Raw genomic sequence first — 16,974 nt, forward strand, 5'->3', positions numbered from 1 at the left:
CCTGCTTAGAGATGGGTAAAATGAACATTTACTAAAAACAATCATAAATTAGCCCCATGGAATTATCAACAAAAACACCCCGAATTGAAGTAGTAGATGCTCTTAGAGGATTTGCTGTAATGGCCATCCTTCTGGTTCATAACCTGGAGCATTTCATTTTCCCCGTATATCCGGAAAGTTCTCCTGAATGGCTCACCATTTTGGATGCCGGAGTATTTAATGCGACATTTTCACTGCTTGCCGGAAAGTCTTATGCCATATTCGCTCTGCTTTTCGGATTCACTTTCTATATCCAGTCGCACAACCAGCAGTTGAAAGGAAAAGATTTTGGTTACCGCTTTTTATGGAGAATGATATTACTGGCAGGATTCGCCACTTTGAATGCCGCTTTCTTCCCGGCAGGAGATGTCCTGCTTCTGTTTGTTGTAGTCAGTCTTGTGCTGTTTATCGTACGTAAATGGAGTGACAAAGCGATTCTAATCACCGCCATCTTGTTTTCACTGCAACCGATTGAATGGTTTCATTATATAATGAGCCTTTTCAATCCTGCCTATACCCTACCCGATTTGAATGTCGGAGCCATGTATGCTGAAGTAGCAGAATACACCAAAGCCGGAAACTTTTGGGATTTTCTGATAGGCAATGTTACTTTAGGACAGAAAGCAAGCTTGTTTTGGGCTATCGGTGCCGGACGTTTCTTGCAGACTGCCGGACTTTTCCTGTTTGGCTTATATATCGGACGCAAAGAATTGTTCGTAACTACCGAATCTCATTTGAAGTTCTGGATGAAAGCACTTATTATTGCAGCTATCAGTTTCGCGCCACTGTATTCTCTGAAAGAACAGATCATGCAAAGTGACAGCAGTTTAATTCAGCAAACGGTAGGTACTGCCTTTGATATGTGGCAGAAATTTGCATTTACGATTGTACTTGTTGCTTCTTTCGTGTTGCTTTATCAGAAGGATCAGTTCAAGAAAACTGTATCTAATCTGCGATTCTACGGAAAAATGAGTTTGACCAATTATATTTCTCAATCTATTTTGGGAGCCATTATCTATTTCCCATTCGGATTCTATCTTGCTCCTTACTGTGGATATACTCTTAGCCTGATTATCGGTATTATTCTTTTCCTGGCGCAGGTTCGGTTCTGCAAATGGTGGCTGTCTAAACATAAACAAGGACCATTGGAAACAATATGGCATAAATGGACTTGGATAGGCACGAAGAAATAACAGAAAAAAAGAAATAGCACTGACTGAAAAATAGACTAAAAAAGCAGGCCACGAAATACACATAACTACAAACGAACAACTTACGAATATGAAACTGAACGTATCACTCTAAAGCATCAACAAAACATGTGTATCCGCAGCCTGCGGGTTGAAATTGAGATGATGTCAATACAACAAGATTCGGGCAAGAAGGATTAGCAAGTGGACTTAAAGAATGCAAAGGAAATGAAAGAACTGTGCCAAGTTGGGGAAAAAGCCCGAAAATAGGCAGAATCAGAGCTATGTATAGAGAAAAAGAAGCGCCTCCATAATCTTCGAAAAGACCATGGAGGCGCTATTTATTTATCTTTCGTTATCTATATCTGAAATTTCAGAAGAAACAAAATCAGATACCCAATGATTTCTTCACTGCTTCAATCTTTTCCATTGCAGCAGATTCGGCAGAAGCATAACAATTGCGGCAACCCATTTCACCCTGAACTTCCATATAGAACTTAATCTTCGGTTCTGTACCTGAAGGACGAACAGAAACTTTGCTACCGTCTTCAGTGAAATATTGAAGTACGTTAGATGGTTCCGGCATATCGATTGCAGTTACGTTACCTTTATCATCTGTCTGTTTCAGTGTCTTATAATCTTTGCTCAAGATCACTTTAGAGCCACCCAATTCTTTCGGAGGATTGGCACGGAAGTTCTCCATCATAGCTTTGATTTCTTCTGCACCACTCTTACCCGGTTTCACTACGTTTACAGTAAACTCTTTAGAGAATCCGTATTCTACGTAGATATCCAGCAACAACTGATACAAGGATTTACCATTATCTTTTGCCCATGCAGCAACTTCAGCAATCAAACAGCAAGCTGATACGGCATCTTTATCGCGAACGAAATCTTCGGCAAGGAATCCGTAGCTTTCTTCACCACCACCGATATATTTCTGTTTGCCTTCACGCAGACGGATTTCACGGGCAATCCATTTAAATCCGGTGTAGCAGTCAAGCATTTCGATATTGTTCTTATCTGCGATTTTCTTGATTAGTTCAGTTGTAACGATTGTCTTCACGCAGAACTCGCCACCTTTAATCTTACCCAGTTGTTTGTACTGTGTCAGAATATAATAAAGGTACATCATACAAGTCTGGTTACCGTTAATCAGTACCCATTCGCCTTTATCATCCTTGCAAGCAATACCCACACGGTCAGCATCCGGGTCGGAAGCCATAACGAGATCAGCATCAATTTCTTTGGCAAGGTTTACAGCCATAGAAAGAGCTTCGGCGTTTTCCGGGTTCGGAGATACGACAGTCGGGAAGTTACCGTCCTTAATCATCTGTTCGGGCACAGTAAATACGTTTTCGAATCCCCACATTTTCAATGCACGAGGAATCAACATCATACCTGTACCATGAATCGGAGTATAGACAATCTTCATATCTTTGTGACGGGCGATAGCTGCCGGATCAATAGAAACAGTTTTCACCATATCCAAATAAATCTTATCGATGTCTTCACCGATAATCTGAATCAAATCCGGATTTCCCTGGAATTTAATATCGGCAGCAGAAGCAATTGCATTCACTTCGTCGATGATACCTTTATCGTGTGGAGCCAATACCTGTGCACCATCGTCCCAATATGCCTTGTAACCGTTGTATTCCTTCGGATTGTGAGAAGCAGTCAGAATGATACCGCTTTGGCAACCGAGGTGACGGATGGCGAAAGACATTTCCGGTGTCGGACGCATGTCGTCAAACAGATATACTTTGATACCATTGGCAGAGAAAATATTAGCAGAAGTCTCCGCAAACAAACGGCTGTTGTTGCGGCAATCGTGACCTACTACTACAGAAATCTGCGGCAGGTCTTTGAAGTTCTTTTTCAGATAGTTGGAAAGTCCTTGAGTGGCAGCACCTACCGTATAGATATTCATACGATTGCTACCTACACCCATAATACCACGCAGACCACCAGTACCAAATTCAAGATCTTTGTAGAAAGCTTCAATTAGTTCGGTTTTATCATCGTTTTCCAACATACGTTTCACTTCAGCCTGGGTTTCAGCATCATAAGCCGGGGTTAGCCATTTTTCGGCTTTTTCAGTGACCTGTTTAATAAGTTCCTGATTTTCCATTTCGATTGTTATTTATTGGTTAATGAATTATTTATTATCAATTTCTTGAGCACACAAATGTAAAATAATAAGTTTATAATTCCTATTCTTTTAATTGAAATTTGAGAATTAAGAATTAAAAAGCGATATACTTAATACCTAATATCTCATACTTAATATCTATTCTTGTGGCACTTTATATCTGTCACCAGTCTGCTTGACATATTCCTGCAAGAATTCTTTCGGATATCCGGGACGCATCACTCCGGCAGGTTGTCCGATAGAATTACGCTCAAACTTACCGTCTTTAACACGTTTCACCACTCCATCATTGTACTTCACAATCAAGAATGTACCCAATTGTTTCCAAGTATCGAAAGTGCTCTGTGCGGTCATATTTGTATAGTTTGTCAGAAAGTCAACCGCTGCGTTCTTATCTTTTGCCAGCAGTTTGGCAGCCATTTCTTCAATGCCTTCCTGTGCATTGTTGAAAGTAGTTTCCATTTCTTTCTGCGCTTCCCGTACATCACCGATCATCAAATCATAACGCGGATAGACCATATTAGATACCCAGTTGAAAATCCAGAAAGCAGAATTCCAGGAGAAAGTAATATAATCGGCCCCATCTACACGGGTATAACATACCGGCACTTTAGTAGCACAACAATAAACCGGGGTAAATACAGCCATGTTCGCATCATCCACGCCAAACCAAAGTACACCGCCTATCGGGTCCGGCTTATGAGCCCGCATTTGTGCAACAAATACAAACCCGCTTTGTTGAGTGGAAATCGGACGTTCGTTGAAATATTCCTGGCCGTCTACTTTGAAGTTCAGAGGAGAAAGACGATAAGGTGTCTTATAAGGTCCGGCTCCGAAATCATTGGAGATGTCAAGAGGCGTTCCTTCATAATGGTCGCGCATCATATCTTTCACATCTTGCACGGATAACTTATGTTTCGGTTTCACAAAAAGAGGCATCGGCGTATTGGTCTTTCCCTCAATGTAAGGAAGATAATCTTTTCCGTTATCTGTGAACTTATTAAAATAGCTCCACACGCGAGCCTCACAGAAACGACGTGCACCAAAATCAAGAGGCGCATAGGCTAATGAGAAGCTAAAGTCTTTGTTTACTCCATTAAAATATCCCTTCTCACGGGCAAAAGAAACGACATCCGGAGAGTACATACAGTTTTCCTTGTCGTTCATATCAAACTGGTGGATACGTGACTGGTTGGCATGGGCCGAAATACAATCATCGGGCACACGTACAGCTACCCAAACTGCTCCACGGATGCCGGGACCTTTACCAATCATTTCCATAATCCATATTTCGTTCGGATCGGCAATAGTAAAGGATTCTCCTTCGCTATAGTAGCCGTATTGCTGCACTAAGTCGGTCATGATCTTAATAGCTTCACGGGCAGTGCGCGAACGTTGCAAACCGATATAAATCAGACTTCCGTAATCGATAATCCCTGTAGAATCGGCCAATTCCGGACGTCCGCCGAAAGTTGTCTCACCAATGGTAACCTGATATTCATTCATATTACCAACTACATTATAAGTTTGGCGTGCCTGCTCTATTTCTCCCAGATACTTGCCAGTATCCCATTCATAAACTTTCAGCATCGTACCTTTTGGATAGGTAGCAGCCGGATAATGATAAAGTTCTCCGAATAAGCCATACGAGTCGGCAGAATAGGAAACAATCGTCGAGCCATCGGCAGACGCATTTTTTCCGACAATTAGGTTGGTGCAGGCGAAGGTGTTCGCCACAGCCGCCATCAATACGGCGGCACAAAGAATAATTCTTCTCTTCATAATAAATATATGATTCACTTTTAATAATTTACCAAACAAAGCTTTCACGGGCCACTGTTTCATTCCCACAATAGTCGGTCACTGTAAATTCAACAGTATGCTTGCCTCCTTTCTTTACGCGTTTGGGGTCCAACGTACATTCCCAGTATGATTTCACAATATTGGGACGTCCGAAAAGCGCATACTTTCCGTCAATCGTTCCACGATAGGAAGCAATTCCCGCGCCCTGATCTTTCAAACGATAGACAATTTTTCCGTTTCTTCCCCACTGATTCTTGTTGACAGGGATAATCTCCGGCGGGATGGTATCGATGGCAACAGTGTAAGTTCCCAACTCCCGGATAGATGCTTTCATGTATCCGTCTTCATACTTTCCGCCTACGCTGTACTTTCCTCCTTTGGGAGTTATGCGGGCCACATAATATTTCGTCGTATCGGCAATTGGTTTTCTACGCAACCCGATACACAGTTCACAAGCTGCATGCAGCGGAACCGCCTTATCATTCAGCTGATAAGTAAAAGCAACGGCACCACTATCCGCCTTCACCTGATAATTGAGGAGAACATCATCATACAACATTCCTTTCGGAACAACCAGGTTCAATCCCGGTTCTTGCAGATAATTAGTCTTATTCCAGGTAAAATAATATTTCTCCCGATGATTCAACGGTTCAATCGGCTGTTTCCGACCCCGTACGGTGAAACTATATTTGGAAGTGTTTCCGAAAGCATCTTTTAATGTATATAAGAACTGATAGTCCCGTTCCTCATCAATCGTCACCAAGCCACGGTTATCATTTGATGCTTTTAGCAGACGCAAAGTGTTGCCCGGATCAATGAATGATTTCATATATTGCCCGTAAGTCCAGGAATTAATCATCCGGTTCTCTTCCTGCGAGAAGCGATCTACGGTGCTGCGAAATATTTCATTGCCATCTACCGTAAGCACAACCGAATAAACTCCATAATGGTTATTCACTCCATCCATGTAATCGTATGCTTTGATCCCCACACCTATCACTCCCCATGCTTCCACCGGACGCTCGCTATTAGGAAGGATGGTTTTATTCTCTTGCTTTCCATCCACTACTCCTTTACCCAGTTGTGGAAAAAATAGGATACCATCCGCTTTCGGAGCACGCGTATCTTTTATTTTCGATTGAAAGAAAGGCATAGGGTCAATATAATCTCCCGATTCCGTTTCAAATACATCCAGGTGAAGATGCGGACCGAACGAATATCCGGTATTTCCGCTCCATGCGATCTGCTGGCCTCCTTTTACTGGATATTCTCCCGGTTCGGGAACAATCTCTACTTCCCAGTTTTCTTCTTCATATTGAAGTTTCTCCACCCTTTCGGCAATGGGAGAAACAAAACCACTCAAATGGCGGTTGATCGTTGAATAGCCATTGTGATAACAGACATCAAGTACATATCCCGAACCATTCGTGACGCGAATACGCGAAATATAGCCATCAGCGAGAGCACGAACGGGTTTACCGATAACTCCGCCTGTCTTAAAATCCAGTCCGCCGTGGAAGTGATTGGAGCGGATTTCTCCAAAGTTCCCACTCAATGTAAGAGGAAAGTCAAAAGGAGGTACAAAGGTTACTTGCTTCTTCTCTTGTCCATACCCTCCGATGCAGCAAGCCAGCATCAAAGCAGTGATATATCGTCTCATCATTCCGTTCACTTTTTTACTCCCGCAAATGTACACTATTCCCACTAAACTATGAAATATCCGAGGAGAATGATGACCGTAGATACTAGTTAATATTTCTTTTTAATGTTATATTCATTGCAAATTAGTAGTCATTATGTTATTTATATTAGTACTTTTGTAGCCGTTTTTTAATTATAATTAAAAGTTAGAAACTCAATGAGAATGTATGTAAAAGTAATGGCAGCGGTCATTGCATGTATATTGCTGAGTGGAGAAGCGCTCTCGGCATTTGCAACTACCCCCGCTACAGAAAATCTGAGTTGGTTTAAAAAGAAAAAGAAAAAACCAGAAGAGAAAGAAGAGAAGAGTAAAAGCGACTACGAGAAATTAGTGGAAGACAGTAAAACGACCAAAGGGATGTTTGCTGTACATCAAAAGAAGAATGATTATTATTTTGAAATTCCCACCTCACTTTTGGGACGTGACTTATTAGTTGTCAATAAGCTGCAACGAGTTCCTGCCGAACTTAATGATGCGGGTGTAAACCGCGGAGTAAACTATGAAAACCAGATGGTTTGCATGGAATGGGACAAAGCGACGGGCAAACTAATGTTACGCCAACAACGTCCATTACCTCTGGCCCCCCAAACGGACGCTATCTTCCGTTCGGTAAAGGATAATTTTATCTCTCCGCTGATTGCCGCATTCAAGATCGAAGCAGTCAATGCAGATTCTACGGCATTAGTAATCAAGGTGAATGATATTTATGATGGTACGGAAACCAGTATCAATAACGTATTTACCAATATTAATCTGGGTACTTCGGCTATCAAGAATTTATCACGTATTCTATCCATCAAATCCTTTTCAAACAATGTCGTGGCAACTTCCGAGTTGACTACCCGGGTAACGGAAGGTACTACTACTGTTTATGTAACGGTGGAAGTTAGTTCTTCTATTCTCTTATTGCCCGAGAAGCCGATGATGGGACGATTCGACAATCAGAAGGTCGGTTATTTCACGAATCCGTTATTAAGTTTCAGTGATGCGCAGCAGCGTACGGATAAGACACAGTATATCACCCGCTGGCGTATGGAACCCAAACCGGAAGATCGGGAGGCTTATCTGAAAGGTCAGATGGTAGAACCTGCCAAACCGATTGTCTTCTACATTGATAATTCAACTCCTTACCAATGGCGTTCGTACATTAAGAAAGGTATTGAGGACTGGCAGATTGCTTTTGAAAAGGCTGGTTTCAAGAATGCGATTATCGCCAAGGAAATCACGGACAGTATGCATGTAGATATGGACGATGTCAACTACTCCGTACTGACTTATGCAGCTTCAGAAAAGAAAAATGCAATGGGACCTTCTCTGTTAGATCCACGTTCCGGAGAAATTCTGGAAGCTGATATTATGTGGTGGCACAATGTGCTTTCTATGGTACGCGAATGGATCACTGTGCAAACTGGAACTGTGTGTCCGGAAGCACGCAATGTGCAATTACCCGATGCTTTAATGGGAAATGCCATCCGATTCGTTGCTTGCCATGAGGTAGGCCACTCATTGGGACTCCGTCACAATATGATGGGATCATGGGCTTTCCCGACGGATTCATTACGTTCCGAAGCATTCACTTCCAGAATGAATTCTACCGCTTCATCTATCATGGATTATGCACGATTCAATTATATCGCACAACCAGGAGATGGCGTGAAAGTTCTTTCTCCGCATATCGGTCCTTATGACATGTTTGCTATCGAATATGGTTATCGTTGGTACGGAAAGAAGACTCCGGAAGAAGAAAAGGATGTTTTATTCGATTTTTTGAGCAAACATACTGATCGTCTTTATAAATATAGTGAAGCACAGGATGTACGTGATGCGGTAGATCCACGTGCACAGAACGAAGATTTAGGTGATGATCCGGTTCGTTCTTCTTTACTTGGCATTGAGAATCTGAAACGTATTGTTCCGCAAATTCTTCAATGGACTACTACCGGCGAGAAAGGACAAACTTATGAAGAAGCATCACGCCTCTACTATGCAGTAATCAACCAATGGAACAACTATTTATATCATGTCCTTGCCAATATTGGCGGTATCTACATTGAAAATACAATTGTTGGAGATGGCGTCAAGACTTATACATTCGTTGAGAAAGAGAAACAACAAGCTTCACTAAAATTTCTGATGGATGAAGTATTAACATATCCTAAATGGCTGTTTGACACGGAAGTAGGACAATATACTTATCTACTTCGTAATACTCCCATCGGAAAACAGGAGAATGCTCCTACGCAAATCTTAAAGAACGCCCAAGCCTATATCCTTTGGGATTTACTAGGCAACACCCGTTTGATGCGTATGATAGAGAATGAGTCTGTCAACGGAAAAAAAGCCTTCACAGTAGTGGAGCTTATGGACGGACTTCATAAAAACATTTTCGGTATTACCGAACGTGGTGGCATCCCCAACGTAATGGAACGTTCTTTGCAGAAAAACTTCCTCGATGCATTACTTACAGCAGCCGCAGAACCCGAAGCTGTAAAAATCAACAAGAAGATTGCAAATGAGCATTTCCTGCTTGACCATGCCACTCCTTTCTGCAGCTGTTATGCAGCCGAACAACGGGCACTTCGCCAAGAAGACCGAATGGGCGCTCCACGTGTGCTTAACTTCTATGGTAGTCAGCTCAACCGTATTTCTGATGCTATCTCGGTGAAACGCGGAGAGCTATTACGTATCAAGAAATTGTTGCAGAGCCGTCTCGGCACTTCTGATACTGCTGCACGCTATCATTATGAGGATATGATTCTACGTATTAATACGGCTTTGGGAATCAAATAAAACAAAATCAATCACTTTAACAATCTATATTGATGAGAAAAAAATATTTATACGTTCTTATATGTTTTCTTGTTAGCACGTTGGCTACAGCCAACGCTGCTAATCGCACAATCACCGGAGTCGTCATATCCGGTGAAGACAATGAACCTCTAATCGGTGCTTCTGTATATGTTAATGCAGACGATTTGAAAAAAGCCGGAGTATCACAGACTTCTCTAGGTACTATCACTGATATGGATGGTAAATTCTCCATTTCCATTCCGGAAAAGGTGACCAGACTACATTGTAGTTATATAGGTTTTGAAGAACAAAATATCGTGTTGCAAGCTGGAAAAGATACTTATCGTATTGTCCTTCAAGCTTCATCACACACACTAGGAGACGTAGTAGTAACTGGTTATCAAGAACTGGAACGTCGTAAACTGACTGCCGCTATCGCTAAAGTAGACGTTACAGACGGAATGGTAGGCGCAGCAAAAAGCATCGACCAGGCATTAGCCGGACAAGTGGCGGGTGTAGCCGTTACGACAACTTCCGGTGCACCAGGAGCTCCTGCACGTATTCGTATTCGTGGTACAGCTTCATTGAATGGAACACAAGACCCATTATGGGTATTGGATGGAATACCTTTGGAGGGGACAGATATTCCAGAGATTAACAAAGATAACGATAATGACATTGTAAATATGTCACAATCTTCTATCGCAGGTTTGAGCCCAAACGACATTGAAAGCATTACGATATTAAAAGATGCAGCTGCTACTGCCATTTATGGCGCACGTGCTGCAAATGGTGTAATTGTGGTAACAACCAAAAGAGGAAAAACCGGAAAACCTGTTATTAACTTCAATACTAAATTGACTTATACTCCAAATCTCAATACTTCACGGCTCAACTTACTAAACTCGGAAGAGAAAGTCGATTTGGAACTTCAATTATTAAAAGAAGCACGGTTTGACATATTATGGGGATTAACAGATCCGATACCGGTATTTCCTGAAAAAGGAAAAGTTGCTGCTATCATGAAACAATATAACTTAATAGACATCTATAAAGAACAGGGGTGGAACGGACTGACACCTGAAGCCCAAAATGCTATAAACAAACTGAAAACAATCAATACAGACTGGAATGATATATTATTCAGAGATGCTTTCACGCAAGAATATAACTTTAGCATTTCCGGTGGTAGTGAAAAGGTTACTTATTACAACTCACTTGGTTATGTCAAAGAAAACGGAAATGTACCAGGTGTAAGCATGAGCCGTTTTAATCTGACCAGTAAAACGTCTTACCAAATCAACAAAATATTAAAAATTGGAATGTCTATTTTTGCCAACAGACGCAAGAATAACACATTTATGACTGATACTTACGGACTTATTAACCCTATATATTATTCACGTATCGCCAACCCTTACTTTGCTCCGTTTGACGAACAAGGAAACTACCTTTACGATTACGACGTAGTCAGAAGTAATGAAACAGATGAAAAGCAAGGCTTTAATATATTCGAAGAACGAGCAAACACCAATAAAGAATCTGTCACCACAGCCATCAATTCTATCTTTGATGTTCAGCTACGTTTTAACGATCAGTGGAAAGTTTATTCACAGATTGGTGTGCAATGGGATCAATTGTCGCAAGAAGAATATGCCGGGATAAATTCATATAATATTAGGAATATACGTGAAACCAATAAATATTGGAAAAATGGTGTACAAACCTATCTTATACCAGAAGGAGGCATGCTTAAAACAACTAATAGTACAACCTCACAACTCACATGGAAAATCCAAGGAGAATACAAAAACACATTTGGGGATATACATGACATACAAATAATGGCTGGTTCGGAAATTCGCAAAAACTGGGTAGACAACCAAGCCTCAACCGGATACGGATATGATCCCAAGAAACTAACATTCCAGAATCTCATATTTAAAGATGAAGCACAAGCCAATGATTGGAATCTAAAAACTAAATCGTACAAGGAAAACGCTTTTGCTTCTTTCTTTGCCAATGGTTCATATACTTTAATGAATCGTTATACATTGGGAGGAAGTGTGCGCATGGATGGTTCTGATTTATTCGGAGTAGATAAGAAATACCGTTTCTTACCAATCTATTCGGTAAGCGGTTTGTGGCGTTTATCTAATGAATCGTTCATTAGACAATACAAATGGATTGATAATTTAGCTCTTCGCCTTTCTTATGGCTTACAAGGAAATATTGATAAGGGAACCTCTCCATTCCTAGTCGGAAAATATGATAATGTGAATATTTTACCAGGTTACAGTGAAGAAAATATTATTATCAATAGTGCTCCCAACAGTAAATTACGCTGGGAAAAAACAGCATCTTACAATCTAGGAATAGATTTTTCTGTACTCAATCAAGCCATCAATCTTAGTGTAGATTACTACTATAGAAAAGGAACAGACTTAATTGGTTCTAAAGCATTAGCTTTAGAAAATGGATTCACTAATATGTCTATAAACTGGGCTAGTATGGAAAATAAAGGTGTAGAAATAAACCTGCAGACACGTAATATCACCACTAAAAACTTCTCTTGGTACACTACTTTCAACTTCGCATATAATCAAAATAAAGTACTAAAAGTACTTACAGATAAAAGCCAAGTGACTCCTAGTCTGGAAGGATATCCCGTAGGTGCAATCTTTGCACTAAAAACAAAAGGTATAAATCCTGATACAGGACAAATCTATCTTGAGAATAAAGAGGGGAAAGCTGTCACTGTAGAAGAGTTATTCAGAATGACATCGAATGAAGATGGTCTTGGCACTTACCAAATAGGACCAAGTACTGAAGAACAAAGAGACTTTTACAGCTATGTTGGAACGTCAGATGCTCCCTACACAGGCGGTTTTCTAAATACGTTCAATTACCGAAATTGGGAACTGAATCTGAATTTTTCATATAATTTTGGAGCACACGTAAAAACAACTCCAAGTTATAATGTATCTGACTTAGACCCAGGGCGCAATATGAATAGAGACATACTGGATAGATGGACACCGGAAAATACAACAGGAAAGTTCCCTGCATTAGCAACGTACAATTACAATCCGGCCGACTACTACTTGTTCAGTACTCGAAATGACATTTACAGATCACTGGATATCTGGGTAAAAAAGCTAAGCTTTGTACGTCTACAAAATATACGTCTTGCTTACCGGGTTCCATCCGAATGGCTTCATAAACTAAGTATCGGCGGAGCAACTGTAGGATTAGAGGCTCGTAACCTATTCGTTATCAGCTCTAATTATGATAATTATATGGATCCGGAATCAATGGGCAACCTATACTCTACCCCAGTTCCCAAATCCATTACCTTCAATCTAAGTCTTAACTTTTAAAAAATATATTATGACAAAGAAAATATATTATATATTCACATTAATAGGAAGCCTGTTATTATCTTCCTGTGATAGTTATTTGGACATACAACCAGTAGGCCAAGTAATTCCCAATACGCTAGCTGAATACAGAGCTTTATTCACAACAGCTTACAATACAGCACTCAATGACAGAGGAATATGCGAAATCAGAACAGATATCGCAACCATATTACAGTCTGATGCCACTTCCAAAAATTCTTTAGGAGATGTTGAAAAATGGAATGATGTTAATCCGAATGCAAGTACGAGACAATTTGGATGGGCGGCCTATTATACCAATATCTATTATGCCAACGCAATCATCGATAAAAAAGATGAAATATCAGAAGGAAGCCAAGAAGATATTAATCAATTAGTTGGAGAAGCTTACCTCATGAGAGCATATATGCACTTTATATTGGTCAATCTTTATGGACAACCTTATACAGCTGCCGGAGCATTAGAAACCAAAGCAGTTCCCCTCAAACTCAATACTGATTTAGAAGAAATACCATCACGAAACACTGTAAAAGAAATATATACCTCCATATTGTCTGATATAGAAACAGCAAGGAAACTGATTAATAAAAAAGAATGGGAAGTTCAATATTCATACCGTTTCTCAACATTGTCAGTAGATGCTATGGAATCACGGGTATATTTATACATGGGTGAATGGGACAAATCTTATGAATCTTCGGAACGTGTACTAGCCGGAAAATCAACATTAGTGAACCTAAACGATGAAGGAGACAAACTTCCTAATGAATTTACATCTGTAGAAATGATCACTGCCTATGAAGTTTTTCCAAATAGCGATTATGCCGGATCACTCTTACTTTACCCTTCATTTTTACAAGAATATGAGGAAGGAAAAGATCTACGTCCAAACAAGTATTATCAAGCAAATAAAAATGGAAATTATACTTCCATCAAAAGTGGTGAATCTAAATTCAAATGTACTTTCCGCACCGGAGAGCTTTATTTAAATTCAGCAGAAGCTGCTGCACATTTAAACAAATTACCTGAAGCACGTACCCGGCTCTTGAAACTAATAGAGAATCGTTATACATCAGAAGGTTATGAGCAGAAAAAGAATGAAATAAATGCGATGAGCCAAGAAAAGCTAGTCACAGAAATTCTGAAAGAACGTGCTCGCGAGCTTGCTTTTGAAGGCCATCGTTGGTTTGATTTACGCCGAACTACCCGACCGGAAATCAAAAAAGAAATTGAAGATGTAACCTACACACTTGTACAAGATGATTCCCGTTACACATTGCGTATTCCACAAGATGCAATTGATGCCAATCCTGGATTATTAAACTAATAACATATTACCATCTATACTCTCATAGATATCACTAAATAACAAACTATAAAAAACTCTCTTTACCAAAAGCGTAAGGGGAGTTTTTTTATTCTGTCCACTAACTACTTTATATTTTATCTACACATCTCGTCCATCGCTAAATCTTTATCCCTCAAAAGAATTGCCGATTAACAGAAAATCCATATCTTTGTAGCGACTTATTACGATTAATAACGTAGAAGCGTTTAGAATATTATCTCTATTCAGAATCTGGTAAATTCTTTAATTGGGGAGATAATGGCAACTAAGCGTTCACGTCTTTGTTATATGCAAGGGCGTGGACTCTGTTGTTCATTTCCCAATAGGTTTACCAGAGCCTTGAATAGAATGAACTAACGACGTCCACGCTTCTCTTGTATATATATGGTATCCGGACGCTTACCACACAAACAATAAAGAAAATGAGCAGCACTATTACAAAGTTCTTCGCTTCTTTTTTAGCTTATGGGGTAGCTAATAAGAAAAAGCGCTTCTCGGCCATTGGCCGTTTCTCTGAAGGATTGGCACCGGTTAAAGGAAAAATCCAATGGGGATACATTAATAAAGAATATGACATTGTCATTCCTCTAATGTATGAACGGGCTTTCTCGTTTAAAGAAGGATTAGGGATGGTAGTACTCAATTCTCAATACGGATTTATCGACCATACCGGACAAATACGGATTCCGTTTAAATACGCAGCCGCTCACTCGTTTGAGCAAGAATGTGCGCGAGTATGTCAGGATGGATTATGGGGACTGATTGACAGACAAGGAAACTACATTCTTCCACCGACTTACAGTCAAATGGAGCAATTCGCGGAAGGATTAGCCCTCGTCTCACTACACAACAAAGTTGGATTCATTAATAAGAAAGGAGAAGTTGTCATTCCGCTGGAATATGATAATGGATGCTCTTTTTCTGAAGGATTAGCTGCCGTTTGCATTGAAAGCCAGTCGTCCAAGTGGGGATACATAAACAAAGATAATGAAGAAGTACTTCCTTTTAAGTACGATATTGCAGAACCCTTTTATAACAACATAGCTCGAGTGGGTCTCTATGGAAAAAGCATGAAAATCAACAAGCAGGGCAGTGAATGTCTATAAAACAACCACTCTACGCATTTATTCATCTCAACACGCGAAGACATTCTGTTCTAAAACATCCCCTTACGAACAACAACGTAAGGGGATTTTTCGTACTTTCGAACATGTTAAATCTTTAATACGCAACATTATGATTATCGGAGTACCAAAGGAAATCAAAAACAATGAGAACCGTGTAGGCATGACACCTTCGGGAGTGGCTGAAGTGGTAAAACAAGGGCATCGGGTATTTATCCAACATACAGCGGGAATAAATAGCGGTTTTCCGGATGAAGCATATCAAGCTGTCGGCGCACATATCCTGCCAACAATAGAAGATATTTACGCTACTGCCGAGATGATCGTAAAGGTGAAAGAGCCGATAATCACTGAATATAACTTAATAAGAAAAGGACAGTTACTATTCACTTATTTCCATTTTGCTTCCGACAGGGAGTTAACCCTTGCCATGCTCTCCAACAAATCAATATGCCTGGCTTACGAAACTGTAGAAGAAGCAGACCATACACTACCTTTATTAATTCCGATGAGCGAAGTTGCCGGACGTATGTCTATTCAGGAAGGTGCCCGTTTCTTGGAAAAGCCGCAAGGTGGAAAAGGTATTCTTTTGGGAGGTGTACCAGGTGTTAAACCGGCTAAAGTATTAATTTTAGGTGGCGGAATCGTAGGTAGCAATGCTGCGCAAATGGCTGCGGGAATGGGGGCAGACGTCACTATCACAGATATAAATCTGGCACGTTTGCGCTATTTGAGTGAAACACTTCCTAAGAATGTAAAGACATTGTATGCATCCGAACTAAGAATCAGAAAAGAATTGCCGGATGTTGATTTAGTTGTCGGTTCCGTATTGATTCCCGGCGATAAAGCACCACATCTGATTACTAAAGAGATGCTTTCGATGATGCAACCCGGCACAGTATTAGTAGATGTAGCAATTGACCAGGGAGGATGCTTCGAGACTTCTCACCCAACCACCCACAGTGCACCGACCTATATTGTAGACGGAATCGTTCATTATGCAGTAGCTAATATTCCGGGAGCCGTACCTTATACTTCCACTCTTGCACTGACTAATGCTACCCTCCCCTACGTGATCGCTTTATCAAATAAGGGATGGAAAAAAGCCTGCAAAGATAATCCGGCATTGGCTCTTGGACTGAATATTGTAGAAGGAAAAATCGTTTATAAAGCTGTAGCCGATGTATTTGGTTTGAAATACGAACCTGTCAGCCTATAATAAATGGGAATTTATCGGTTAAATGAGAATTTAGCGGTTGAATGAGAATTTAGCGGTTAAGCTGAAAGCCTTACAATTATATATTTATTGGGGTGCCCTGAAAGGGCTTAATTATATAGCGTAGGGCAACGCCCTACGAAAAAAACACACCAGCCACAAGCCCTGAAAGGGCGGAACTGTATACAATTATGCCCTTTCAGGGC

At 40.5% G+C, this 16,974-nt stretch carries 9 protein-coding genes; 6 read left to right on the top strand and 3 right to left on the bottom strand.

Translation table 11 applies throughout. The features are described 5' to 3' along the window. The first annotated feature begins 56 nt into the window (after window positions 1-56). A complete protein-coding gene (locus HMPREF0106_RS05075) occupies window positions 57-1,232 on the top strand; it encodes a DUF418 domain-containing protein (RefSeq protein WP_007749594.1) in 1,176 nt (391 codons plus the stop codon). A gap of 385 nt (window positions 1,233-1,617) precedes the next feature. On the opposite strand, the gene HMPREF0106_RS05070 is transcribed toward HMPREF0106_RS05075, so the two are convergent. From HMPREF0106_RS05070 to HMPREF0106_RS05060, 3 genes are all read right to left on the bottom strand, one after another. Then, window positions 1,618-3,363, bottom strand: a complete 1,746-nt coding sequence (locus tag HMPREF0106_RS05070) for a phospho-sugar mutase (protein ID WP_004300737.1) — start codon at window positions 3,361-3,363, stop codon at window positions 1,618-1,620. A 159-nt stretch (window positions 3,364-3,522) separates the two neighbouring features. After that, window positions 3,523-5,166, bottom strand: a complete 1,644-nt coding sequence (locus HMPREF0106_RS05065) for a C69 family dipeptidase (RefSeq protein WP_032812112.1) — start codon at window positions 5,164-5,166, stop codon at window positions 3,523-3,525. Between the two features lie 28 nt (window positions 5,167-5,194). Further along, window positions 5,195-6,847 carry a M23 family metallopeptidase gene (locus tag HMPREF0106_RS05060; RefSeq protein WP_032851594.1) on the bottom strand — a complete coding sequence of 551 codons (1,653 nt, stop codon included), beginning with the start codon at window positions 6,845-6,847 and terminating at the stop codon, window positions 5,195-5,197. 198 nt (window positions 6,848-7,045) lie between these two features. Here HMPREF0106_RS05060 and HMPREF0106_RS05055 point away from each other — a divergent pair, with 198 nt between their 5' ends. The 5 genes from HMPREF0106_RS05055 (at window position 7,046) to ald (ending at window position 16,771) form a co-directional block, all read left to right on the top strand. After that, window positions 7,046-9,679: a zinc-dependent metalloprotease gene (locus HMPREF0106_RS05055; protein ID WP_009040808.1), complete on the top strand. Its 2,634-nt coding sequence runs from the start codon at window positions 7,046-7,048 to the stop codon at window positions 9,677-9,679. A 32-nt stretch (window positions 9,680-9,711) separates the two neighbouring features. Next, window positions 9,712-13,059, top strand: coding sequence for a SusC/RagA family TonB-linked outer membrane protein (locus HMPREF0106_RS05050; protein ID WP_004321435.1), 3,348 nt, complete (start codon window positions 9,712-9,714; stop codon window positions 13,057-13,059). A gap of 10 nt (window positions 13,060-13,069) precedes the next feature. Then, window positions 13,070-14,407 carry a RagB/SusD family nutrient uptake outer membrane protein gene (locus HMPREF0106_RS05045; RefSeq protein WP_009040809.1) on the top strand — a complete coding sequence of 446 codons (1,338 nt, stop codon included), beginning with the start codon at window positions 13,070-13,072 and terminating at the stop codon, window positions 14,405-14,407. Between the two features lie 443 nt (window positions 14,408-14,850). Next, window positions 14,851-15,534, top strand: a complete 684-nt coding sequence (locus HMPREF0106_RS05040; RefSeq protein WP_009040810.1) for a WG repeat-containing protein — start codon at window positions 14,851-14,853, stop codon at window positions 15,532-15,534. 130 nt (window positions 15,535-15,664) lie between these two features. Beyond that, window positions 15,665-16,771: an alanine dehydrogenase gene (gene ald / locus HMPREF0106_RS05035; protein ID WP_009040811.1), complete on the top strand. Its 1,107-nt coding sequence runs from the start codon at window positions 15,665-15,667 to the stop codon at window positions 16,769-16,771. The last annotated feature ends 203 nt before the right edge of the window (window positions 16,772-16,974 follow it).

The organism is Bacteroides sp. D22, assembly GCF_000163675.1.
Lineage (GTDB): Bacteria > Bacteroidota > Bacteroidia > Bacteroidales > Bacteroidaceae > Bacteroides > Bacteroides xylanisolvens.

What these genes read in the sequence shown, in the direction of transcription:
- HMPREF0106_RS05075 (WP_007749594.1), top strand. Translation starts at nt 57, where the DNA reads ATGGAATTATCAACAAAAACACCCCGAATTGAAGTAGTAGATGCTCTT.
- HMPREF0106_RS05070 (WP_004300737.1), bottom strand. Translation starts at nt 3,363, where the DNA reads ATGGAAAATCAGGAACTTATTAAACAGGTCACTGAAAAAGCCGAAAAA.
- HMPREF0106_RS05065 (WP_032812112.1), bottom strand. Translation starts at nt 5,166, where the DNA reads ATGAAGAGAAGAATTATTCTTTGTGCCGCCGTATTGATGGCGGCTGTG.
- HMPREF0106_RS05060 (WP_032851594.1), bottom strand. Translation starts at nt 6,847, where the DNA reads ATGAGACGATATATCACTGCTTTGATGCTGGCTTGCTGCATCGGAGGG.
- HMPREF0106_RS05055 (WP_009040808.1), top strand. Translation starts at nt 7,046, where the DNA reads ATGAGAATGTATGTAAAAGTAATGGCAGCGGTCATTGCATGTATATTG.
- HMPREF0106_RS05050 (WP_004321435.1), top strand. Translation starts at nt 9,712, where the DNA reads ATGAGAAAAAAATATTTATACGTTCTTATATGTTTTCTTGTTAGCACG.
- HMPREF0106_RS05045 (WP_009040809.1), top strand. Translation starts at nt 13,070, where the DNA reads ATGACAAAGAAAATATATTATATATTCACATTAATAGGAAGCCTGTTA.
- HMPREF0106_RS05040 (WP_009040810.1), top strand. Translation starts at nt 14,851, where the DNA reads ATGAGCAGCACTATTACAAAGTTCTTCGCTTCTTTTTTAGCTTATGGG.
- ald (WP_009040811.1), top strand. Translation starts at nt 15,665, where the DNA reads ATGATTATCGGAGTACCAAAGGAAATCAAAAACAATGAGAACCGTGTA.